The following is a 25,185-nucleotide window of genomic DNA, read 5'->3' as shown; positions in this document are numbered from 1 at the left end:
GAAAAAGTACAACTCAAATTTGATGTTGTACTTTTTTTATAGTTAAAAAATTATTCTTGTGCTTGTGCTGCACGCTCTTTTTCTTCTTTTATGACTACTTTACGTGATAAGTTAACGCGACCTTGGTTATCAATTTCAATACATTTTACAAGTAATTCGTCGCCGATTTTTAACACATCTTCAACTTTATTCGTACGTTCTTCTTGAATCTCAGAGATGTGTAGTAAACCATCTTTTCCAGGGAAGATTTCACAGAATGCACCGAACTTTTCGATTCGTTTCACAGTAGCCATGTAATACTCGCCTACTTTTGCTTCACGAACAATTGATTCGATAATTTCTTTAGCACGTTTGTTCATTTCTTCATTTGCTGAAGAGATGTAAATCGTACCATCTTGCTCTGTATCAATTTTAACGCCTGTTTCATCAATAATTTTATTAATCGTCTTACCACCAGAACCAATTACGTCACGAATTTTATCTGGGTTAATATGAATTACTTCAATTTTTGGAGCGTATTTTGATAAATGTTTACGTGGCTCGTCAAGTGTTGCAAGCATTGATTCTAAAATGACCATACGACCAACTTTTGCTTGAAGAAGTGCTTCTTCTAAAATGTTGCGTGATAAGCCATCAATTTTAATATCCATTTGTAGAGCTGTTACACCCTTCGCAGTACCTGCTACTTTAAAGTCCATATCGCCAAGGTGGTCTTCCATACCTTGAATATCTGTTAAAATTGTGTAATGTTCATCTTTTTTAACAAGACCCATCGCAATACCAGCAACAGGAGCTTTAATCGGTACCCCTGCATCCATCATTGCTAAAGTACTTGCACAAATTGAAGCTTGAGATGTAGATCCATTTGATTCAAGTACTTCCGATACACAGCGAATTGCATATGGGAAATCTGATTCATCAGGAATAACAGCTAATAGAGCGCGCTCACCTAACGCACCATGTCCAATTTCACGGCGACCTGGTCCGCGCATTGGTCCAGTTTCACCTACAGAGAATTGTGGGAAGTTATAATGGTGCATAAAGCGTTTTGACTCTTCAAGACCAAGTCCATCAATAATCTGTACATCACCTAATGGACCTAAAGTACATATAGAAAGAGCTTGTGTTTGTCCACGTGTAAATAGGCCAGAACCATGGGCACGTTGTAGTAATCCTACTTCAGAAGAAAGAGGTCGAATTTCGTCAACTTTACGTCCATCTGGGCGAATTTTTTCTTCTGTAATAAGACGGCGAACTTCATCTTTCACCATTTTATCTAAAATTGTTTTTACTTGTTTTAACGTTACGTCATCTGCTTCTTGTTCTTCGTAAGCCGCAAGTACACGTTCTTTGACTGCATTGATTGCATCTTCTCTAGCATGTTTTTCAACTGTTTGAATCGCAGCATTCATATCTTCTTCGCACATTGCTTTTACTTGTGCAGTAATTTCTTGGTCTAGTTCGAATAGTTCTACAGCTATTTTTTCTTTACCAACTTCAGCAACAATTTGTTCTTGGAAGGCGATTAATTTCTTAATTTCTTCATGACCGAACATAATTGCTTCAAGCATGATTTCTTCTGGTACTTCTAGAGCCCCTGCTTCTACCATGTTAATAGCATCCTTGTTCCCTGCCACTGATAGGTGAACTGTGCTTTTTTCTGATTGTTCTATAGTAGGATTGATAATGAATTGTCCATCAATATAGCCTACGTGTACGCCTGCAATTGGACCGTTGAACGGGATATCTGAAATGGCTAATGCCAATGACGAACCAAACATTGCAGCCATATCTGTTGGGCAGTTTGGATCAGATGACATAACCATGGAAATAACTTGTACTTCGTTACGGAAACCATCTGGGAACATTGGGCGAATTGGACGGTCAATCAAGCGAGAAACTAGGATTGCGTGTTCAGATGGTCGCCCTTCACGTTTAATAAACCCACCTGGAATTTTCCCGGCAGCGTAAAGACGTTCTTCATAGTTAACAGTTAACGGGAAGAAATCAAGAGCTTTTGGCGTTTTCGACATTGTTGCAGTTGCAAGTACAGCGGATTCACCATAGCGTACTAATGTTGCACCATTTGCTTGTTTCGCTAGCTGACCCACTTCAACAGTTAGATTGCGGCCAGCCCACTCATATGAAAAGACTTTTTTTTCGGTCATTAAATGAACCCCTTTCTATTTAAAACACACTACGTCACGATTTATATATCATAGTTAGTGTATCAAAAAAGCACTTTCTATGCTAAATATTTTCAATATAATTATGGCTAATTCGTATATTTTTTACAAATTATTTAGGAGCTAAAGGATACTTTAATAATAATAGCCCTAATTTGACCCATATATGTACAAAATTAACTTTTTATTTAAGGTTAAAAATAATAGGACCATAATTGAATAGTATTGCCAAAAATATTAATTTTATCTATCGTTTTTGCATAAATAAAAAGCGGGATAAATCCCGCTTTTAACTATAGCTTTATTAAAATTAACGACGTAATCCAAGACGTTGGATTAATTCACGGTAACGTTGTACGTCATTTTCACGTAAGTATTTTAATAAGTGACGACGACGACCTACTTTTTTAAGAAGTCCACGTTGAGAGTGGAAATCTTTTTTATGAGTGCCTAAGTGAGCGTTTAAAGCATTGATTTCAGCAGTTAATACTGCGATTTGTACTTCTGGAGAACCAGTATCTCCTTCGTGAGTACGGTACTCAGCGATAATTTCATTTTTACGTTCTTTTGTAATTGCCATGTGAATGGACCTCCTAAATAATTGTTTTAACACCGTTAGCACAGCAAACGTTGGAGATTCGAAAAGCCGAGCTAAGGAATTATATGCATATAGCACTTAAAGAATAGTACCATACTTTATGTAATCAAGCAACTTTTACGATTTTGATTGGAAATATTGAATTGCTTCATTTTTATCTTTCTCGATTTGGGCTTTTAAAGATTCAATACCGTCAAATTTTTGTTCACTACGAAGTCGCTTATACCAACCAACTACTACTTCTTCGCCATAAATATTTTTATTAAAATCTAAAATATGGACTTCAATTGATAGTTGTTTGTCATTCGGGTTTTTGAAGGTAGGTTTATAGCCGACATTACATACCCCATCATACCATTGATCTTGAAGTTTAATACGAACTGCATAAACTCCTGTACCCGGTATAAAAGAGCCTTCAAAGGGTTGAATATTAGCTGTTGGGAATCCGATTGTACGGCCACGTTTGTCACCGTGCACAACAATGCCAGGTACTTTAAAAGCTCTACCTAATAATCTAGCAGCACTTTCCATATCACCATCTTGTAAGCATTGTCGAATTCTAGTTGAACTAATTTTTTCTTCGTCATCAGCTTGTTTATTAATGATGGATACACCATAATCATCATTGCTTAAAAGTTCCATTGTTTCCATATTACCTTTACCAAATTGTCCAAAGGTAAAATCGAAACCAGCTGTAACATGTTTCACATTTAAATCACGGATAAAATATTGAATAAAATCTTCAGGTGAAAGTTTCGCAAAATCTGATGTAAAGTGAACAACAAAGACATTTTGTACGCCCATTTTGCGGAAAAGATCTATCTTTTGCTGTAGTGGTGTAATATAAAATACTCTTTCTTTTCTACCTCCCAAGACGATCGATGGATGAGGGTCAAAGGTCATTACTGCACTTTCAATATTTAATTCTTGAGCTTTTTTAATTGCATTTTTGATTACTGCTTGGTGCCCTTTGTGTACGCCATCAAAAAATCCTACTGCTAAAGAATAGGCAGTTGATTGATCATTTGGATCTAATTGATGTGGGTATCTTAAATGTTCAACATTCAAGTGAATTGCCTCCTTATGATAGTTCCGGGAACATTTTTTCAGGCTTCATTAGTCCTTCTTTGGATGGATGGGGAACATAGACTGCTAAAGCCTTACCACCTTTACTAAATACAATTTTATCATTTTCTTTTAATAATGCATGCAAAGGTAGTATTTGTCCATTCAAAATTTGTTTTTCAATTGATTGTGTAATTTCAATAAATGGATAGGATGAGAGTGCATATTCAATAGGAAGAATTTTTTCATTTATCTTCCCGTCTTGAACAATTTCCTCAACTTGTTTTAATGTAACACAATCCTTTTCAGAAAATGTACCAGATGCTGTTCGCACGAGTGATGCCATATGCGCTGGAAAACCTAATTGTTCCCCAATTTGCACTGCTAAAGTACGGATATAGGTTCCCTTACTACAAGTAATTCGGATACGAAACGTAATTTCATGCCCTTCATAAACATGTTCATCGCTTAGTAGTTCTAACGAATAAATTGTTACTTTTCTCGTTGGTCTTTCTACCGTTTCACCTTTTCTGGCATATTCGTATAGTTTTTTCCCGTTTACTTTAACTGCAGAAAACATTGGAGGTGTTTGCTCAATTTCACCTGTTAACTTTGTTAAAGCATCTAAAAGTTGTTGTTTTGTTAATTTTTTATATGAGGAGTCCTGCTCGATTGTTTCTCCTTCTGCATCTTCTGTTTCTGTTGTTCTACCAATGGATACCACAGCTTCGTATGTTTTGCCCGCATCGGTTAAATATTCCGCAATTCTTGTCGCTTGTCCAATACAAATAGGTAGAACCCCTTCAACTTGCGGGTCGAGCGTTCCTGTATGTCCAACTTTTTTTGTTTTCAATATTCTTCTTAACTTAAAAACACAATCATGACTCGTCATGCCTTTTTCTTTCCAAAGAGGTAGAATTCCGTTCATGTTTAATCTCCTTTAGATGAAATAGAAAAAGTCTACATTGCACTTAAATATGCAGATGTAGACCTCTTCTTAAAATAATACTTTAGCGTCCATTAACCACTAATCGTTGTTAAGAGAGCGTAATAGTGCATCAATTTTATTTCCGTACTCAATAGATGAGTCAAATTCAAATGTTATTTCAGGAGTCCGTCTCAAGCGAATACGGTGCCCGATTTCAGTACGAATGAATCCTGATGCTTTCATTAATGCTTTAAGTGTATCTTCACGTTCGCGTTCACTACCAAGGGCTGATATATATACTGTTGCTTGTTGTAGATCGCCTGTAACATCTACATCCGTAACTGTTACAAAACCAACACGGGGGTCCTTTAACTTACGAGTAATAATGTCGCCAAGCTCTTTTTTCATTTGTTCTGCGATACGATTTGAACGTAATGACATAGATGAGTCACCTCTTTATTAAGATGATGAAAACTCGTTAAACAATTTTCGTATTTAATTATTGTCACCATTATTTTTAGAAATAATCGCGCCATACTTCAAGCTGTTCCCATGCAGGGTTTGATTGTAAAAAATGAAGGGCATTGTTAATTTCTCGTTCAGCACTTGGTTTTGATGATGAAACTACAGCAAGTGCTAATCTTGTTCGTTGCCAAACATTTTGATGGTCGATTTCTGCTATTGAGACATTAAATTTTTGTTTTGTACGAGTTATCATTCGCTGGAGAACTGCACGTTTTTCTTTTAACGAATGGGCGTCGGGTATTTGATATTCAACTTCTACGTAAACAATCACTATCGTTTAATTTCTTCCATAATGAAGGCTTCGATAATATCGCCTTCTTTAATGTCGTTGAAGTTTTTAATCGTCATACCACATTCGTACCCTTTCGCTACTTCTTTCGCGTCATCTTTGAAACGTTTTAATGAATCTAATTCACCTTCGAATACTACGATGCCATCGCGAATTACACGAACACCTGAATCACGTGTGATTTTTCCTTCTGTTACATAAGAACCAGCAATCGTACCAACTTTAGATACTTTAATTGTTTGACGAACTTCAGCTTGACCGATAATTTTTTCTTCATACTCTGGATCAAGCATACCTTTCATTGCCGCTTCAATTTCTTCAATTACTTTATAAATGATGCGGTGTAGACGAATATCTACGCCTTCTTCTTCTGCGGCACGTTTTGCATTGACATCTGGACGAACGTTAAATCCAATAACAATTGCGTTGGATGCAGCAGCAAGCGTAATATCTGATTCAGTGATTGCACCTGCACCAGTGTGGATAATTTTTACGTTTACGCCTTCTACATCAATTTTCATTAAAGATGCAGCCATTGCTTCAACTGTACCTTGAACATCTGCTTTGACGATTAAGTTTAATTCTTTCACGTCACCTTGAGACATTTGTTCGAATAAATTATCTAATGTAACACGTTGTTTTTCTGAGCGACTTGCTTGGATCGCTGTCATTGCACGAGATTCCCCAACAGAACGAGCTGTTTTTTCATCATCGAATACGACGAAACGATCACCTGCTTGAGGTACTTCGTTAATACCAGTGATTTCTACTGGAGTAGCTGGGCCTGCTTCTTTTACACGGCGGCCAACATCATTAACCATTGCGCGGACACGTCCATAAGCATGACCAACAACAATAGGGTCACCAATACGTAACGTACCATCTTGCACTAGAAGCGTAGCAACTGAACCTCTACCTTTATCAAGTTGTGCTTCAATTACAGTACCAATAGCTGAACGGCTTGGAGATGCTTTTAATTCTGCTACTTCAGACACTAATAGTATCATCTCTAATAGCGTATCAATACCTTCACCTTTTAAGGCTGAAATTGGAACAAAAATTGTATCGCCGCCCCAATCTTCTGGTACTAATCCATGTTCTGTTAATTCTTGCATAACGCGATCAGGATTTGCGGATGGTTTATCCATTTTATTCACTGCGACAATAATTGGAACTTCAGCAGCTTTAGCATGATTGATAGCTTCCACAGTTTGTGGCATTACACCATCATCTGCAGCTACAACAATAATCGCTAAATCTGTAATTTTTGCTCCACGTGCACGCATTGTCGTAAATGCAGCATGCCCCGGTGTATCTAAGAATGTAATTTTCTTATCATTTACGACAACTTGATAAGCACCGATATGTTGCGTGATACCGCCTGCTTCACCTGCAGTAACTTTTGTATGACGAATAGAGTCTAATAAAGTTGTTTTCCCATGGTCAACATGTCCCATAATTGTCACAACTGGTGGACGTTCTGTTAATTCTTCATCGTTTACTTCCTCAGTTTGTTCAAAATATACTTCTAAGTCAGTAATATCCACGCGAACTTCTTCTTCAACTTCAACACCATAATCAGCACAAATTAATTCAATTGCATCTTTGTCTAATTCTTGGTTTATTGTAGCCATTACACCAAGCATAAATAACTTTTTAATAATTTCAGATGGTTCACGGTGAAGTTTTTTCGCTAAATCAGCAACTGATAAAGATTCATAAAACGTGATTTTTTCTGGTAATTCTTTCGGTGTTGCAGGAAGTGTAGGTAGATGAGTTTTTGGATGACGTCGTTTCCCACCATGGATTCCTGGTTTTTTACGTTGATTAAATCCACCTTTTTTATTTTGATCCATATTCTTATTGTTGTTATGGTTGACTTTTTTATTTGGTCCTTGAGTAGATTGTTTATTTTCGTTATTTGAGTTATTTGTAGGTTTTTTTTGTTTAGTCATTTGTTGTTCTTTCGATGTATTTTTTGGTTTTGATGCTACATTAGTAGCGGCTTTTTGATTTGTATTTGCAGAATTACTTGTATTCGTACTACGAGTAAATACAGTATCTAGTTTCGAAACTGCATCACCTTCTAGCATAGACATATGGTTTGTTACTTTTATATTGAATTTACTCAGTTCTTCTATTACTTCTTTACTTGACTTGTTAACTTTTCTTGCATATTCATGAACTCTGATTTTGGTCATCTGCTCACCCCCGATTATATTTCGTTGAGTAGATTAGACATCTTCTTCGCAAACCCGCTATCTGTAATAGCGATTACGACACGTGCTTCTTTACCAATAGCATTTCCGAGCTGGTAGCGATCACCAAAGACATGATACTCAACGTTGTAAAACGTACACTTATCTTGAATTTTTTTACTTGAATTATGAGCGGCGTCATTAGCTAACAATACTAGTTTTGCTTTGTTGTTGCGAATTTCTTTCACAACTAATTCTTCGCCTGAAATTACTTTTCTTGCTCTAGCAGCGAGACCTAATAGTTGAAACACCTTTTGACTCATAAAATAGACTCCCTACGAATCAATTTAATAATTTCATCGTAGATTTCGTCTGGTATTTTCACTTCTAAATGGCGCTCTAATATATTTTTCTTTTTGGCTAATTCAACAGCCTCTTCTGACTTTGATATATAAGCACCGCGACCTGATTTTTTTCCTGTATTATCTACTGATACTTCTCCTTCTTTAGAGCGAACAATCCGTATCATTGATTTTTTAGGCAAGCTTTCTCCAGTTACGACACATTTCCGTAATGGTACTTTTCTTTGAGTAGCCATGAGAACTTCACCTTTCCTCATAAAACAAAAATCTTAAAGCTTGTAAAGTTTTTTATTCTTCGTCGTCTTGATATAAATCGTATTCAATATCTTCATCATACAATGAATCATTGTCATTATCTTGTTCTTGAATAAATCTACTTGATTCGGAAGGATAAATACCTAGCTCACGAGCATCTGTTTCACTTTTAATATCAATTTTCCAACCTGTTAATTTGGCAGCAAGTCTTGCATTTTGACCACGTTTTCCGATAGCGAGGGATAGTTGGTAATCTGGTACTACAACAGTTGTAGACTTTTCTTCTTCATTTACCTGTACATCTAATACTTTAGAAGGGCTTAAAGCATTAGCAACGAAAACCACAGGATCTTCTGACCATTCTACTATATCAATTTTTTCACCATTTAGTTCGTTTACGATTGTTTGTACACGTGCACCCTTAGCACCAACACAAGCACCAACTGCATCCACTTCTTCGTTATGAGCATAAACGGAAATCTTTGAACGGTCCCCAGCTTCACGGGCAATGGATTTAATTTCCACGATGCCTTCATAAATTTCAGGTACTTCCATTTCAAATAATCGACGTAGCAGACCTGGGTGTGTACGTGAAACAATTACTTGAGGACCACGAGTAGTTCGTTCAACTTTCGTAATATATACACGAATTCTTTGTTGTGGTTTATAAACTTCACCTTGAATTTGTTCATTTACCGGTAAGGCTGCTTCAACTTTACCTAAACTAATATAGATATTCCTTGCATCCTGGCGTTCAATTATACCATTCACAATATCATCAGTACGGTCTACAAACTCTTCGAAAATTAATCCACGCTCTGCTTCACGTACTCTTTGTGTCACCACTTGTTTTGCAGTTTGAGCAGCAATACGGCCAAAGTTACGTGGTGTAACCTCTTGCTCTAAAACATCGCCAACTTCATATGCAGGGTTAATTTCTTTGGCATCTTCAACAGCAATTTGAAGGCGATCATCTTCTACTTCTTCTACAACATCTTTACGAGAATAAACGATCATAGAGCCATTTTCCAAGTTTAAATCAACACGAACATTTTGTGCTTGATTAAAGTTTCGTTTATATGCAGTTACTAATGCCGCTTCGATTGCTTCAACAAGAACCTCTCTGGAAATTCCTTTTTGCTGCTCCAGAGCAGTTAAAGCATCTAGTAAATCACTACTCATTTTGTTTTCACTCCTAAATATATGCGTTATGAAGAAAAATCGATGGCAAGTCGTGCTTTTGCGATTTTTTCTTTTTCAATTGTAATATTGATTTTACGTGTTTTTATACGAACTTCTAGCTCTAAACCTTGTTCAGTATATGCTTTTAGATAGCCTTGGAATTCTTTCATATCTTTTATTGGCTCGTATGTTTTTACATAAATAAATTTACCAACTGCTTTTTCAAAATCAGATTCTTTCTTTAATGGTCGTTCTGCACCAGGAGAAGAAACTTCTAGATAATAGTTTTGCTCGATAGGGTCTTTTTCATCCAAAACGAGACTTAAACGCTCACTAACAATAGCACACTGGTCGATATCTATTCCGCCTTCAGGTGTATCGATATATACACGAAGGAACCAGTTACGACCTTCTTTCACAAATTCTATGTCGACTAATTCAAGTTTTAGCTCTTCTAAAATAGGTGTAACAAGCTCTTCAATTACTGACGTTACTTTACTCATGGTATCCTCCCAACGTAATTTGGCGCTTATTAAAAATTGAATGTTGTAAGCATGCTGCACTATGCAATGATAGTTTCTTACTTTTACTATCCCCTATAAACGCAAAATTCCACCATAAATGGTGAAATTAAAATTGAACTTAAGTTCAAGTGGGATAATTTGGATAATCCTAACAACAGAAAAGAGCGGGATAAAAACCCACTCTTTGCTGTAAAAACTATCAACAAATTATTACCATAACAATAGCATAAACTTTTAGTAAATGCAAATTTACACTATTTTGTATCTTAAATGGCAGTTGAAAACCTTAGAATAATGACAGTTGGTTAGCATCTGGAAGGCCTTCTAAACATCCTAGCGTGTCTAAATATTCGATGATTGTTTTAGAAACTCTACCGCGCTGTTGCAAGTCTTCTTTCGATAAAAACTCTTTTTCCTCTCTTGCTGCAACGATGGCTTTTGCAACGTTCGTACCAAGTCCTGGTATTGCATCAAACGGTGGAATTAAGGAATTTCCGTCGATAATAAATTCACTTGCTTTTGAGCGGTATAGATCAACTTTCTTAAAGTTCATTCCTCGTTCACACATTTCTAGTGCAAGTTCTAAAACTGTTAGTAAATCCTTCTCTTTTTTAGATGCTTCTAAACCTTTTGCATTAATTTCATCAATCCGAGAACGAATAACTGCAGAGCCTTGCGTCATGGCGATTAAATCAAAGTCACTTGCACGAACAGTAAAGTATGCAGCGTAATAAAGAATAGGATGGTGTACTTTAAACCACGCTATACGTACTGCCATTAAAACATATGCTGCAGCATGGGATAGTGATAGGTAAATCCATCCTCGACCCTACTCGTTAGGACTTCATTTTCCCCCACTTCACACCGTACGTGAACCTTTCAATTCATACGGCGTTCCATCAAACGTTTATAAACTATTCATCGCTAATTTGTTTCTGAAGTTAAGAATTTTCTTTACTGAGGTTGTAGTATAACCTTTAGCAAGTAATAAAGTTTCGGTTAATGTCAGGTTATGCATGTCATTGTGACAACTAGCATGTAACGAAGCTAAGTTGCTTACCCGATTAACAAGTTCAGTTGTTAAATTCGGATTAACATGATGTGTCTCAATTTCATGTGGAGCAATTTCTTTTCCACATATTCTACATTTCCCTTTATCTCGATTAAAAGCATATGCCCTATTTAAATAAAACTCAAAGTTATACAACCGTTTTTTCTTTTTCTTATTAGCCAATAATCTTCGGGTTGCCATTGCATCTGCACCGAAGATAAAATCTAAACGAAACTGTTTTGGTCTTTTTCTTAATCGCGTTAAATGACGTTCCCTACCTTCTTTAGTAAATGGTGTTTCCATTTGATTAAACAAAGTAGGCTGTTGAAACTTAATAAATGCTAAGTCCGTTACGCCAATTACATGCTCTTTATATTTCAGTGTTGGCAAAGTTGTGGTATAGTTACTATGCAGTTCTATCAAATTTGTACAAAGGTTGGCTCTCATCCAGTCAACCTTTTTATTTTTCCCTTTAGCACTTTTTGCACCAAGCCTTCGCCTAATAGCTCTATAAGCCGCCCATCTCACTCGTTGATTATACTTTTTCATGGACTCAGAACCCCAAGTTGTCACTTGATAATAGTTAATAAGACCACGTATTTTTGAGTTGATGATATTTATATCTGAAATAAGTGTTTCGGTATCTTTACATTTTTTCAGCATTTTAATGTCTTTTAGCAATTCGATAATTTTCTTATCTAATTTATCTTCAATCGGCTTTGTTCTAGAGATATAGCCTTTTTCTGCTTTTCCTCGGACTTGTTTATATTTATAACCTAAAAACTCAATAGCTTTTGAACGAACATTTGTAATTTTCGTCTTTGTTATGGAAAGCGTAAGTTTCAGTGTTTCTCGCAAATACTTCTCGTATTTATATACAAGTTTTTCAGCATTCTTTTTACTGTTCGTTACAACTACCCAGTCATCCGCATAGCGAATGAGGTAGCATGGAATTGGTTTGATTCTAGGTTTCCCAGACAATCCCCGCAGTATTAAGCTTCGCTGTCCTGAACTATATTCTTTTCTCAACTTTTTCCGTTCATACTCTCTTGTAACAAAGTTATCGAAAGGTGTTAAATACACATTTGCTAGTAGTGGTGAAATAATTCCACCCTGTGGAGTTCCTAAATCACTTTTAATAATCTCGTCCATCACGCCCGATTGAAGCATTGCTTTAATCATCATTAAAATGCGTCTATCTTGAATACCGAATGACCAAAGTATTTTAATCAATTTCGTATGATTGACTGTATCGAAAAATTTTGAAATATCCCCTTCAATAACCCAATGATAACCCGTTTTTTGTACGACATCCGTTACTCGACTGAGTGCATGCTCTGTACTTCTCCATTGTCTAAACCCATAAGAATGCTCGAAAAATTGAGCTTCACATATCGGTTCTAACACACTTCGAATACATTCTTGCACTACCCTATCAACAATAGTTGGAATTCCAAGTGGTCTCGTTTCTCCATTGTCTTTTGGGATGTGTACTCTTCTAACCATATTCGGTGTATAATGCTGAAACTGATTTTTTACTTCTTTTAAAACCTTTTTAAAGTCCTTATTTAGAATATCAGTACGCATCGTTTTTTCATCTACACCTGGAGTATCGCTACCTTTATTGCCCTTCAACTTATGAAATGCAGTTAGAATAACAACGTCACATTGTGCTACCTCAAGAATACCTTTAAAAATTGGTTGTTTATTTTGGGATAGGGCTACTTTCGTTTCTTCATATAACCTATCTTTTTATTGTTGAAATTCTTCTTCCGATTTCGGTATGCTAAGTTTCAATGGCAGTCACCTCTACAATAAAATCGTATTAGTTACACTTACCAAGTAATTTATTCTCAACGGAGTTTCTTAGCATTAGCGATTGTTTATAACCTATCGTTTGACTATGCCCCTTCGCTCTACATCCATTACAGATGCTTCAACGCTACTACGGGCTGCTGCCAGCTACTTTAAGAAAGTCATTTCCTACTTTCAAGACTTCATTTGGCTCCTCCATCCATCTAGTAGCCTTCACACGTTCCGTATAAAACTATCCCTTAAATATGGTTGCCTTAGGTACTCTCTCTAACCCGTCACCTAGTACAGCAAAAGCAGGTTACTTGCTGTACCGAATATCCTTCGAATGGATAAACGCAGTCACACCCCCAAAAGATAGGATGACCACAGATGAACTACTGCAAGCAGTAGTCTCCACTTCTCAGTGAAGCTGTCCTTACGAGCCTTTCCAAACGAGAGTTCGTCTCCTTACCATAGCAACTTTTATAGGACCCCCACCTCTACTAACATCTACGTGTCATGCTTTCGAGATGAACTTTAGCGAGCTCTCTGACTTTTCATTTGTGAGAAATTCCAAGCCAGTCGCAGTGCTTAGGGTGTTTCACTACTCCCTGTAAGTAGTGGAAAGGGATTTCACCTTCCGAATCGTTTTATACAGTTCTCTATAAGAAAACTATTTTTTATTGTCTTTGTTTTCTTTATGGGGCAGTTTTATCCAACATTTCTGTTAGGGTTGTGCTGCCAACGTGTCGCACCTTTCGGGAACATATATTTAATTTTTTTACAAGAGTCAATGTACCACTCCGGAACTTTTTGAGCGCGCATTTCCGCTTCCATTTCCTCTGTTAAACCTTTCCCTTTACGTACAGATTCCATAATTTTAAAGGCAAAGCTTGGCTCTAATCCTTGATAAATTAAATAAACCATAATGTCATCACGACAGCCAATAACTTCAGATAATACACAAGTTCCACTGTTAATAAGTTCTTGTGCATTTCCTAGCCATACGTCCGTACCGTGAGAAAGACCAGAAATTTGTACAAGTTCACTAAACGTTGAAGGCTTTGTTTCTTCTAACATTTGGCGAACAAAACGTGTTCCAAATTCAGGTATACCTAAAGTTCCCGTTTTACAACCAATTTGCTCTTCTGTAACACCTAATGACTCTGGTGTAGAGAAAATTTTCATCACTTCAGGATCATCTGTAGGGACAGTTTTCGGATCTATACCTGATAAGTCTTGTAGCATCCTAATCACTGTCGGATCATCGTGCCCTAATATATCGAGTTTTAATACATTATCATGTATGGAATGGAAATCAAAGTGAGTTGTTTTCCACTCAGCATCTTGGGCATCGGCTGGAAATTGAACTGGAGTAAAATCATAAATATCCATGTAGTCAGGCACAACAATAATTCCACCTGGATGCTGCCCAGTTGTTCTTTTCACACCTGTACAACCTTGTACGAGGCGGTCAACTTCTGCATTTCGATATGTAATGTTATGATCTGTTCCATATCCCTTTACATAACCGTATGCAGTTTTCTCAGCAACTGTACCAATCGTTCCGGCACGGTAAACATAGTCTTCACCAAATAGCACTTTCGTATAGTTATGGGCATTTGGTTGATATTCCCCTGAGAAGTTTAAGTCAATATCAGGCACTTTATCTCCTTTAAATCCTAGGAACGTCTCAAACGGTATGTCTTGTCCATCTTTCTTATATTGGGATCCACATTTTGGACATTCTTTGTTTGGTAAGTCAAAGCCACTACCAACAGAACCATCATCGAAGAATTCCGCATTTTTGCAGTTTGGACAAATATAATGCGGTGGTAATGGATTTACTTCTGTTATTTCCATAAATGTTGCCACAAGGGAAGAGCCAACCGATCCACGAGAGCCTACTAAATACCCATCTGATAAAGATTTTTTTACGAGTTTTGCAGAAATTAAATAAATAACTCCAAAACCGTTACCTAATATCGATTTTAACTCTTTTTCAATTCGGGCTTTCACAATTTCAGGTAAATCTTCACCGTAAATTTTATGTGCCATTTCATAAGTTAAATTGGTTACCTCTTCATCAGAACCTTCAATTTTTGGTGTATATAATTCATCTTTAATCGGTTTTACATCGCCAACCATATCGGCAATTTTTTGTGTGTTTGTAACGACAATTTCTTTCGCTAAATCTGGTCCTAAAAAATCAAATTCTTTCAACATTTCATCTGTTGTACGGAAATGAACTGCAGGCAATTTATAGCGATTTAATGGGTTCGCCCCACCTTGGGAACCTACTAATATTTGTCTAAATACGGCATCCGTTTCATGTAAATAATGGACATTACCAGTTGCAACAACAGGTTTCCCCATTTTTTTACCTAGTTTCACCAATTTACGAATAATATCTTCTAAGTTCCATTCGTCGTGAATTACTCCACCTTCAATTAGTTGGGAATAAACTGGCTTTGGTTGGACTTCAATATAATCGTAAAACTTGGCCACCTTTTCCGCTTCTTCAGGTGATTTGTTCATCATCGTTTCAAATAACTCTCCGTTATTACAACCAGAGCCAACGATTAAGCCGTTTCGAAGATTAATTAAATCTGAACGCCGAATTCTTGGAACACGGTGGTAAGTTTGCGTATGGGCAATAGAAATCAGTTTAAACAAATTTTTCAATCCATCATTATTAGTAGCTAAAATTGTACAATGATATGGGCGGGATTGTTTATAGCTTTCATTTTTATTAATTTGCTTGTTAAATTCATCATGATATTTGATTCCATGATCATTTGCTTCTTTCAATAAGTGAAGCATTAATTCCCCTGTTGCTTCTGTATCATAGATTGCGCGGTGATGTTGAGTTAGCTCAATACCATACCTTTTACATAGCGTATTTAAACGATGACTTTTCAATGTAGGATTTAAGAACCGTGACAACTCTAACGTATCAATAACAGGGTGTAAAACGCCTGTAATTCCTGCTTTTTCGTATGCCGTGTATAAGAAGCCGATATCAAAGGACGCATTGTGGGCTACAACAATTGCATCTCCTATAAAGTCTTTAAACTCGGCAACAACTTCATTTACTTCAGGTGCATCACGAAGCATATCATCTGTAATATGAGTTAATTCGATAATTTTCGCAGATAAAGGTCGATGAGGGTTGGCAAATCGTTCGAACCGCTCAATAACCTTTCCTTCTTGGATTTTAACTGCAGCAAGCTCAATAATTGTATCGTAAGCAGTTGAAAGACCAGTTGTCTCAACGTCAAACACAACAAATGTTGCATCATCAAGGTTTATATGTTGTTCTGCATAAGCAATTGGAGAACCGTCATCCACTAAGTTTGCTTCCACGCCATAAATAATTTTAATTCCATGTTTTTTTCCGGCAGAATATGCTTCCGGGAACGCTTGCGCAACAGCATGATCTGTAATGGCTATGGCAGGATGTCCCCATTTGGCGGCTTGGGCAACTAGCTGGTCTACGGGTGTAACTGCATCCATTTGGCTCATCGGCGTATGAAGATGCAATTCTACTCGTTTTTCTCCTTCTGGTGCTAGGTCTTTTCTCGACTCTTTATAAATTTCATTAATATCATTAGCCATAATAACTAAGTCACGAACAAACGTATCATTTTGAACAGAACCACGGACTTTAATCCACATACCCTTTTTCAATCTTGCCATGATCTCTGCATCTTCTTTATCGCGGGAGAACATTTTTACTAAAATTGAATCGGTGTAATCTGTCATTTTCAACTCTAAAAGAGAACGGCCGCTCTTTAATTCTTTTATTTCTACAGCAAATACATAACCTTCAATCACTACACGGCGCTCTTCTTCGATAATTCCACGAATTTCTCGGATTTCAATGTCCTTAATGTGTTGACCAAGTTGGAACGGTCCAGTTGGCACTGCATCTGGCGTATCATTTTTAACTTGTTCTCTTTTATTGAAATCTTCCATAGCTTGTCTAGCAAGTTCTGCTTCCTCTAATTGCCTTTGTTCGATATATAAGGCTTGTGCTTCTTTCATTTCGTCGGTTGCTTCTACTAACTGTACTTCAACAGATAAAGGTGGAAATCCAACACATTGGAAAGCTTCAGAAATCTTTTGCGTATATTTTGACTTCAACGTTAACTGTTCCATCTCTAACATACAAGTCACAATTAGTTTATTACCGTTCCATTTTGGGATTTGTGAAATTAATCGTTCTTTTATTGGCGGAGAAGCATCTAAATGTTCAAGTGACGTTAACCAATAATCAGAAACTAATTGTTCGTTAATCACCGGATTTCTAGTTTCAATTTTAAACTCCACTTGTGCAATATGAGAAAATTGTTCATTTAATCTTGTTCGAATAAGTTGGTAAAGTTTGAAAGGTAGGATATTTTCGAGTTTAATGTGGAAACACCAATTTCTCTTTTTTTGATGAACCGTAAGTCGAGTGAGTTCTCCATGTTCAAAGTAGGACATATAGACGTCTTCAGTTAATTGTAATTGCTGTAATAATGTTAAAAATCTTTCTCTAGCTTCTTGAACTTCTGACATTAAACTCACCTCTTTTTTATGATTAATTATAGAAAGGAAGTACAAATTTGTACTTCCTAATCGTCTAGTTATAGGAATTCGTTCGGAAAAACTCGTTTAACCGATCTACTAATTCTTCTTTCGCCCATTCAAAAGTTTCACCAGTTGATCTAATTTTAACCTCTACAATACCTTCAGTTGCCTTTTTGCCAATCATTACACGAACGGGAAGGCCGATTAAATCCGCGTCTGTAAACTTTACCCCCGGACTTTCATGGCGATCGTCAAAAAGCACATCAAAATGATAAGAACTTAATATATTGTATAGCTCATTTGATAGGTTCCATTGTACTTCATCATCGCGGTTAATTGGGATTAAATGAATATCATATGGAGACAAGTAGGTTGGCCACACAAAGCCATTATCATCTTGGCATTTTTCTGCTAAGATAGCAAGTAACCTAGAGATGCCTAATTGGTAGCTTCCCATTAAAATAGGATTTGAGACATCATGTTCATCAACAAAGTTTGCGTTAAACTTTTCTGAGAAGAATGTCCCTAATTTTATAACATGACCTATTTCGTGTCCATAAATAAATTGTGTAATCCCTTCCCCATCAGGAGAAATTTCACCTTCTTGTATATACCGTAAATCTGCATAAGTATTAATCGCAAAGTCTCGCTCTGGATTCACATTAATATAATGGTAGCCCTCTTCATTAGCACCTGTAACGGAATTCGTTAAGGATTGTATAGCATAATCTGCAAACACTTTTATGTTAATTGGTAGCTTAATTGGACCAATTGAGCTAGGTGAACAACCAAGCAGATCATTAATTTCATCTTCATTTGCTAAACGCATGGATGTTGCATTTAGAACTTTCTTCAATTTATATTCATTTACTTGATGGTCGCCTCGCACTAAAACTACGACAAATTCATCATCTATTAAATAAACAAGCGTTTTCATACAACTCTCAGGTGAGATATTAAAATATTGACAAAGATCACGAATCGTTGTTACTTCAGGTGTAGCAACTTTTTCAAGTAATTTCAATAGTGTAGTTTTCTCTTTATTATTAGGCATAATGTTAGCAACTTCAACATTTGCCATATAGTTTGATTGATTAGATTTAACAATAACTGTATCCCCATATTCTGAAGGGATAATAAATTCCTGTGCTTGGATTTCTCCTTTAACTCCAGAATCCGCTTCAACAACTAAATAGTTTAATCTTAATCGATTTAGTATATTTGTAAAAGCTTGAACTATTCGATCATAAGTATCACTTAAACTGATTTCATTTGCATGGAATGAATAAGTATCATTCAGATAAAATTCACGACTTCTTATTAAACCTTTTCGTGATTTCTTTTCGTCGCGGTATTTCATTTGAATTTGATAAAGAATTAATGGGAGTTTTTTATAGGATTTTATTTCATCACGAACTAACATTGTTACTATTTCTTCGTGGGATGTTGCAAGTAAAAGCTTTCGTTTATGTCTATCTGTTAAAGTTAATAATTCGTCTTTAAAATGGTGTATTCTTTCCGACTGCTCCCAAATATCATGCGATTGAAGACTAGAGAGAGAAATTTCAATGGCTCCAACCGCTTCTATTTCTTCTCGAACAATTTTTTCAATTTTTGTGAGTAACCGTTTCGCTAAAGGTAAATACGAATATACACCGTATGTACTCGGTTTTAAAAACCCTGCTCGAAGTAACATTTTATATGACTTTACTTCAATATCTGAAGGCACTTCACGCATTGTCGGAATTAACGTTAAACTTTGTTTCATAAGTGCTCCACCTTTTTTTCTCACTGATTAGTTCCACAAGAAAATGCACTTGCACTCGCTAACCACGACAAATGTAATGATAAAGAACATGTTAACGGGTGATTGCATGATAATAAAAAGATAAACCTTATTCATTTGGATTTTACCATAAATGAATAAGGTTTAGTTATAGAATCGTGCTAACTAAAAGAAGAACAGCTTAATATCTTTCCAAGTAACAATGACCATTAAGATCATTAATAAAACGATGCCAACGAAGTGTACGAGCCCTTCTTTTTGTCGATCAACTGGTTTCCCTCGTAATGCTTCGAGTCCGAAGAATAATAATCGACCACCATCTAGTGCAGGTAATGGTAATAAGTTCATAATTCCTAAATTGATACTTAATACTGCAGCCCAGTTCATTAAATTGTAAATTCCATATTGGGCAACTTCTTCTGTAGCCTTATAAATTCCGACAGGGCCAGATAAAGCATCAATATCAAAATTCACAACAATTAAATCATATAGTAAGGTAAAGATTAATGTTGAAAATTCCACAGTTTGTTTAGCACCAAACACAATTGCATCTAGTATATTCGCATCTTTTATTGGACTATATACACCAATCTGTCCAATAGTTTTACCATCATCTGTTTCGTATGGCTTAGGTGTTAATGTTAGTTCTTGAGCTTTTCCATTTCGGTCAATTTCAAAAGATAGAGCTTCTCCAGGATGTTGTTGTACAATGCCAACTAAATCATCCCAACTATGAACTGCCACGCCATTAATTTCTTTAACCACGTCACCATCTTGCAACCCTGCCATTTGTGCTGGAGAGCCATCAACTACATTTTTAATAACAGGATCTGAAATTGGAATTCCTGTTAAAAGAGCAAGTGCTATAAAAATTACGAATGCTAAAATGAAATTGAATAACGGTCCGGCAAAAATAGCCATTGTCCGTTGCCCTACTGTTTTTGAGTTAAATTGACGATCTAGTGGAGCAATAATTGTTTCAGTTCCATTTTCAACGATAATTGCCTTTCTAGAAATGTCAATTCTGACTAAATTATCTTCTTCATCATAGCCTTCAATCCATAAACCATCTTCTAAATCAGCACGTTCAACTTCTAGGAATAAAACATTGGGATTTTGAACTTTTTGATTTAAATAGATTTTTTCTGCAACATTATCTCTATTTAAAATCAAGCCAACACGATACCCCGGCTGAAGTTCAATTTTATCGATATCTTCTCCAGCCATTCGTACATATCCACCAATGGGTAATAAACGAATGGTATACATCGTTTCACCCTTCATCATTCCAAAGATTTTTGGACCCATTCCAATTGCAAACTCTCGAACTAAAATTCCCGCTCGTTTGGCAAATATAAAGTGACCAAGTTCATGGAAAAATACTAGTGATCCAAAAACGATGATAAATGCTATAACGGTTTGCATACTATCCCACCTTTAAAGAGCAAGTTAACATATTCTATGCTCACTCTATCTATTTTACCATGCTTTCTACTGTTTTTCTTGTCTCGATATCAACATGTAATATCGTTTCTAAATCTGGAAGTAAGATATTATTATGATCGTTCATAATTTGTTCTATCATTTCATCTATCTGTAAGAATGTTATTTTTTCTTGTAAAAATAATGCTACTGCAGCTTCATTTGCTGCATTCATTGCAGTTAGAACTGTACCACCTGCTCGTCCAGCATCATAAGCTAGCTTTAATGCACGATAACGGTCAAAATCAACTTCTTTAAAATGTAATTGTCCAATTTCAGCTAAGTTTAATCGCTTTCCTTCAACAAGTGGTAATCGGTCTGGATAACTTAATGCATATTGGATAGGTACACGCATATCCGGTGTTCCTAATTGCGCAATTACACTCGTATCATGATACTCAACTAGTGAGTGAATAATACTTTCTCTATGTAATAAAACATCAATTTTTTCAAAAGGGAGACCAAACAATACATTGGCTTCAATTACTTCTAATCCTTTATTCATCATGGTTGCCGAATCAATTGTAATTTTTGCCCCCATTGACCAATTTGGATGATTCAGTGCATCTTTAACTGTTACATTTTTAAGCTCTTCACGTGTTTTGTCTCGGAATGATCCACCTGAAGCAGTTAAAATAATCCGTTCCACTTGCTTTGGATTTTCACCATTCATTGCTTGGAATATAGCGGAATGTTCACTATCTACAGGAAGAATTGGTGCGTTATATTTTTTTGCTTCCGCCATAACAAGATGACCAGCTGTAACTAAAGTCTCCTTATTAGCTATCGCAATTGTCTTACTCATCCGTATAGCAGCTAAAGTAGATTCTAACCCTACACTACCTAACACTGCGTTTACTAATACTGTTGAATCCGGGTGAGTAGCAACTTCTATTAACCCCTTTGTACCATATGTAAAGTGCGTATGAGGAAACTCATTTTGTAATGTTTTTGCATCCACTTCATCCTGAACTGAGACTAGTTCAGGTTTTAAACGATTAATAATTTCCTTCGTTTTTTCAATATTTTTACCCGCAGAAAATGCAACAAGTTTGAACTCATCTGAATGACTACATAAAATATCATAGGTTTGCCATCCAATAGAACCTGTTGCACCTAATAGGCTAATTTTTTTCAAAATAATTTCTTCCTTTCAATACCAAAATTTACCGCAAAAATTTTATACAAATTGTAAAAAGTGCAATAAAGGGAGCACAAAAAGTAAACTATCGAATCGGTCTAGTATACCACCATGACCAGGTAATATTTTTCCTGAATCTTTAACAGCATAATGTCTCTTTATTGCAGACTCTACTAAGTCGCCTAACTGACCAAAGATTGACGCAATGATTGTAATTACAATTAAAGCAATCCAAGATTCAGTTAAGGGGTAAATCAACTGCATTACACATGCAAATACAACGGCTGTAATGATGCCACCTATAAAGCCTTCAATTGTCTTATTTGGCGAGATTTCAGGCCAAAGTTTCTGTTTACCAATTTTACGTCCAACAAAATAAGCACCTGAATCAGTTGTCCAAACAATTAGTAAGGCAAATATGATAAATTGTAGTCCTGCATTGCGTGTCTCAATTAAATAGTAAAAACCTATCCCGACATATAGTGCACTGAGTAAGATAAACCCAACTTCATCAAAGGTAAAGTGATTTTTTACAACCACTGTGTAAATTAACAATAATACAACAGCAATCATTAAAAATTCCAATTTAGATGTTGTAAAATTCATTAGTATTAAAGTGTATTTTTCAGGTAATAAAATTGAGAATACAGTGAGAAGACCTATAATTCCTGGGATAGAGAAAATAGGGATCTCCTTCATTCTCAAAAGTTCATATAATCCAACAGCAGCTATCACATAAACTAAAAATGTAAAAGGTAAGTTACCGTAAATTACAAATGGAATAAATAGTGCTGCGGCGATTACTGCAGTGATAATACGTTGCTTCAATTAATTTCTTCCCCTTTCAACCCACCGTAGCGACGATTACGCTTTTGAAAGGCATGTATCGCTTCCATTAGAGTTTCCTCATCAAAATCAGGCCATAGCGTATCGGTAAACCAAAACTCCGTATAGGCGAGTTGCCATAACATAAAATTACTTAGTCGAACTTCACCACTAGTACGGATGAGTAGATCTGGTTCTGGTAACTGCGATGTCATTAAATAGTTATTGATTGTACTTTCATCTATCATGTCGACAGTTAAGTTTCCATTCTTTACTTCTACCATTATATCCTTCATTGCACGTACTATTTCAGCTCGACTACCATAATTCATAGCAAAATTTAAAATTAATCCATTATTATTTTTTGTTCTTTCCATTGCCTCGTTTAATACTGCTTGGGTACTAGCAGGTAATGCCTCTTTTTCACCCATCATTTGCACACGGATGTCACGTTCCATAATTTCAGGCATAAATGATTTTAAAAATTTTTCTGGTAAACCCATAAGATAGTCTACTTCAGATTTTGGACGTTTCCAATTCTCCGTAGAAAACGCATAAAGTGTTAACACTTTAATTCCTAAATCATCTGCGCATCGAGCAATTTTACGAACGGTTTTCATTCCTTCATGGTGCCCAGCAATTCTTGGCATCGCTCTTTTTTTAGCCCAACGTCCATTTCCGTCCATAATGATTGCGATATGAGATGGGATTAAGTCAATTTCAGAAAGATTTTGTTCCTTCAATAATTTCTTTTCTTTTTGTGACTTTCCAAATATTTTTTTGAGCATTATATTCCCCCACCTGCCAACATTTTGGACGTATTCTTAATAATCATATCAAAAACAAATGTTTGTGTCGCTTTTTTCTTATAACATTTGTTTAAATTTGTACGAATTGGTTTATATGTATGAATTACTTATTCCTTGTATAACAAAACTTTTATTAGGCTTTTATCTAAAACCATGAAAAAGACGTCCTAATAGAAAGGACGTCCTAATCTAAAAATTGTTCACTATATATCTTGCTCTAAACTTGTAATCAAGGTTTAGAGAAATTTCAATTACATAAGTAATGAGATGATCCCATATTTCTAGACATGTTATACTGATAAAATTTCTTTTTCTTTTTCTTTAGCTAATTGATCTACTTTTACAATGTATTCATCTGTTAATTTTTGAATATCATCGCCATAACCACGTAAATCATCTTCTGTAATCTCGCCATTTTTCTCTAATTTTTTCAAATCATCATTAGCATCACGACGTACATTACGAACTGCAATTTTTGCTTCTTCTGCTTCTTTTTTAACTACTTTTACAAGTTCTTTACGGCGTTCTTCTGTTAAAGCTGGAATGGCTAAACGGATAACATTCCCATCATTAGTAGGTGTAATTCCAATATCTGATTTCATAATTGCTTTTTCAATTTCACCTAAGATCGATTTATCATAAGGTGTAATCACAAGTAAACGTGCTTCAGGAACAGCAACACCAGCTAATTGATTGATTGGAGTAGGAGCTCCATAGTAATCAACTGAAATACGATCTAAAAGTGATGCGTTTGCACGACCCGCTCGAATTGATGCTAATTCACGACTAAAAGCAGCAATCGATTTTTCCATTTTGTCTTTTGCTTGTGCTAATACTTGTTTAGCCATTATAAATTCCTCCTAACTACTGTACCAATCTTATCTCCTAGTACGGCGCGTTTAATATTTCCCTTATCCATAATAGAGAATACTATTAAAGGTATGTCGTTGTCCATACATAATGTGGATGCTGTGGAATCCATTACTTGTAATCCTTGTTGAATTACATCTAAATACGTGAGTGTGTCATACTTAACAGCAGTACTATCAGTTTTTGGATCGGCAGAATATACACCATCTACATTATTTTTAGCCATTAAAATTGCATCTGCATCAATTTCTGCAGCACGTAACGCAGCAGTTGTGTCAGTGGAGAAGAATGGGTTTCCTGTTCCAGCAGCAAAAATGACAACACGTTTCTTCTCTAAATGACGTACTGCTTTTCTACGGATATAAGGTTCCGCTACTTGCGTCATAACAATAGAAGATTGGACACGCGTTTCAATATTTAGCTTTTCCAAAGAATCTTGTAATGCTAAAGAATTCATGACAGTTGCAAGCATTCCCATATAATCAGCAGAAGCGCGATCCATACCCATTTCACTACCGACCTTACCACGCCAAATATTTCCTCCACCTACAACCACTGCTACTTCAACACCTAATTCCACGACTTCTTTAATGTCTTCTGCAACAGATTTAATGATTTTAGGTGATAACCCAAAGCCTGCTTCACCTGCTAATGCTTCTCCGCTAATTTTAATTACTACTCGTTTATATTGTGGCACACTCATTGGAAACCTCCGTTACTCTTTTTTAAAATTCGACCAT

The 25,185-nt window shown here is 36.0% G+C and carries 20 protein-coding genes and 1 pseudogene; all 21 read right to left on the bottom strand.

Annotated features, from left to right (window positions below; translation table 11 throughout):
• Positions 1 to 50: 50 nt before the first annotated feature.
• Entirely contained in the window at positions 51 to 2,168 is a 2,118-nt protein-coding gene (gene pnp, locus CRO00_RS03135) for a polyribonucleotide nucleotidyltransferase (protein WP_097072184.1), read from the bottom strand.
• A 328-nt stretch (positions 2,169 to 2,496) separates the two neighbouring features.
• Positions 2,497 to 2,766, bottom strand: a complete 270-nt coding sequence (rpsO, locus tag CRO00_RS03130) for a 30S ribosomal protein S15 (RefSeq protein ID WP_097072183.1) — start codon at positions 2,764 to 2,766, stop codon at positions 2,497 to 2,499.
• 135 nt (positions 2,767 to 2,901) lie between these two features.
• Positions 2,902 to 3,852, bottom strand: coding sequence for a bifunctional riboflavin kinase/FAD synthetase (locus CRO00_RS03125; RefSeq protein WP_097072182.1), 951 nt, complete (start codon positions 3,850 to 3,852; stop codon positions 2,902 to 2,904).
• A gap of 13 nt (positions 3,853 to 3,865) precedes the next feature.
• Complete coding sequence (gene truB / locus CRO00_RS03120; protein WP_097072181.1) at positions 3,866 to 4,777, bottom strand: tRNA pseudouridine(55) synthase TruB; 912 nt, start codon at positions 4,775 to 4,777, stop codon at positions 3,866 to 3,868.
• Positions 4,778 to 4,876: 99 nt separating this feature from the next.
• Positions 4,877 to 5,218, bottom strand: a complete 342-nt coding sequence (gene rbfA, locus CRO00_RS03115; protein WP_097072180.1) for a 30S ribosome-binding factor RbfA — start codon at positions 5,216 to 5,218, stop codon at positions 4,877 to 4,879.
• 76 nt (positions 5,219 to 5,294) lie between these two features.
• Positions 5,295 to 5,573: a DUF503 domain-containing protein gene (locus CRO00_RS03110; protein WP_097072179.1), complete on the bottom strand. Its 279-nt coding sequence runs from the start codon at positions 5,571 to 5,573 to the stop codon at positions 5,295 to 5,297.
• Entirely contained in the window at positions 5,573 to 7,792 is a 2,220-nt protein-coding gene (gene infB / locus CRO00_RS03105; RefSeq protein ID WP_097072178.1) for a translation initiation factor IF-2, read from the bottom strand. The genes CRO00_RS03110 and infB overlap by 1 nt, the downstream gene beginning before the upstream one ends.
• Positions 7,793 to 7,806: 14 nt before the next feature.
• Positions 7,807 to 8,112 carry a YlxQ family RNA-binding protein gene (locus tag CRO00_RS03100; protein WP_097072177.1) on the bottom strand — a complete coding sequence of 102 codons (306 nt, stop codon included), beginning with the start codon at positions 8,110 to 8,112 and terminating at the stop codon, positions 7,807 to 7,809.
• Entirely contained in the window at positions 8,109 to 8,387 is a 279-nt protein-coding gene (gene rnpM, locus CRO00_RS03095; RefSeq protein ID WP_097072176.1) for an RNase P modulator RnpM, read from the bottom strand. The genes CRO00_RS03100 and rnpM overlap by 4 nt, the downstream gene beginning before the upstream one ends.
• A 52-nt stretch (positions 8,388 to 8,439) precedes the next feature.
• Entirely contained in the window at positions 8,440 to 9,588 is a 1,149-nt protein-coding gene (nusA, locus tag CRO00_RS03090; RefSeq protein WP_097072175.1) for a transcription termination factor NusA, read from the bottom strand.
• A 26-nt stretch (positions 9,589 to 9,614) separates the two neighbouring features.
• Positions 9,615 to 10,091, bottom strand: a complete 477-nt coding sequence (gene rimP, locus CRO00_RS03085) for a ribosome maturation factor RimP (protein WP_097072174.1) — start codon at positions 10,089 to 10,091, stop codon at positions 9,615 to 9,617.
• 307 nt (positions 10,092 to 10,398) lie between these two features.
• Positions 10,399 to 10,914: pseudogene (locus CRO00_RS03080) on the bottom strand (helix-hairpin-helix domain-containing protein); the annotation flags it as partial.
• Between the two features lie 105 nt (positions 10,915 to 11,019).
• On the bottom strand, positions 11,020 to 12,819 hold the full coding sequence (gene ltrA, locus CRO00_RS03075; protein WP_272914304.1) for a group II intron reverse transcriptase/maturase: 1,800 nt from the start codon (positions 12,817 to 12,819) through the stop codon (positions 11,020 to 11,022).
• A gap of 849 nt (positions 12,820 to 13,668) precedes the next feature.
• Complete coding sequence (locus CRO00_RS03070) at positions 13,669 to 17,520, bottom strand: PolC-type DNA polymerase III (protein ID WP_237658302.1); 3,852 nt, start codon at positions 17,518 to 17,520, stop codon at positions 13,669 to 13,671.
• Positions 17,521 to 17,584: 64 nt separating this feature from the next.
• Positions 17,585 to 19,300, bottom strand: coding sequence for a proline--tRNA ligase (locus tag CRO00_RS03065; RefSeq protein ID WP_097072172.1), 1,716 nt, complete (start codon positions 19,298 to 19,300; stop codon positions 17,585 to 17,587).
• Positions 19,301 to 19,483: 183 nt separating this feature from the next.
• Entirely contained in the window at positions 19,484 to 20,743 is a 1,260-nt protein-coding gene (rseP, locus tag CRO00_RS03060) for an RIP metalloprotease RseP (protein ID WP_097072171.1), read from the bottom strand.
• A 49-nt stretch (positions 20,744 to 20,792) separates the two neighbouring features.
• Positions 20,793 to 21,938, bottom strand: coding sequence for a 1-deoxy-D-xylulose-5-phosphate reductoisomerase (gene dxr / locus CRO00_RS03055; protein WP_097072170.1), 1,146 nt, complete (start codon positions 21,936 to 21,938; stop codon positions 20,793 to 20,795).
• 42 nt (positions 21,939 to 21,980) lie between these two features.
• Positions 21,981 to 22,769 (bottom strand): phosphatidate cytidylyltransferase, encoded by a 789-nt coding sequence (locus tag CRO00_RS03050; protein WP_097072169.1) that lies wholly within the window; start codon positions 22,767 to 22,769, stop codon positions 21,981 to 21,983.
• Positions 22,766 to 23,554, bottom strand: a complete 789-nt coding sequence (locus CRO00_RS03045; RefSeq protein ID WP_097072168.1) for an isoprenyl transferase — start codon at positions 23,552 to 23,554, stop codon at positions 22,766 to 22,768. Before CRO00_RS03045 ends, CRO00_RS03050 begins: the two co-directional genes overlap by 4 nt.
• Before the next feature lie 311 nt (positions 23,555 to 23,865).
• The gene (gene frr / locus CRO00_RS03040) at positions 23,866 to 24,423 is read right to left on the bottom strand and encodes a ribosome recycling factor (RefSeq protein ID WP_097072167.1); all 558 of its coding nucleotides are present in this window, start codon (positions 24,421 to 24,423) and stop codon (positions 23,866 to 23,868) included.
• On the bottom strand, positions 24,423 to 25,148 hold the full coding sequence (pyrH, locus tag CRO00_RS03035) for a UMP kinase (RefSeq protein WP_097072166.1): 726 nt from the start codon (positions 25,146 to 25,148) through the stop codon (positions 24,423 to 24,425). The genes frr and pyrH overlap by 1 nt, the downstream gene beginning before the upstream one ends.
• Positions 25,149 to 25,185: the final 37 nt, after the last annotated feature.

The organism is Ureibacillus xyleni, assembly GCF_900217795.1.
Taxonomy (GTDB): Bacteria; Bacillota; Bacilli; order Bacillales_A; family Planococcaceae; genus Ureibacillus; species Ureibacillus xyleni.
The sequence above is the reverse complement of the archived record's forward strand: the minus strand, read 5'-3'. Positions and strand labels throughout refer to the sequence as shown.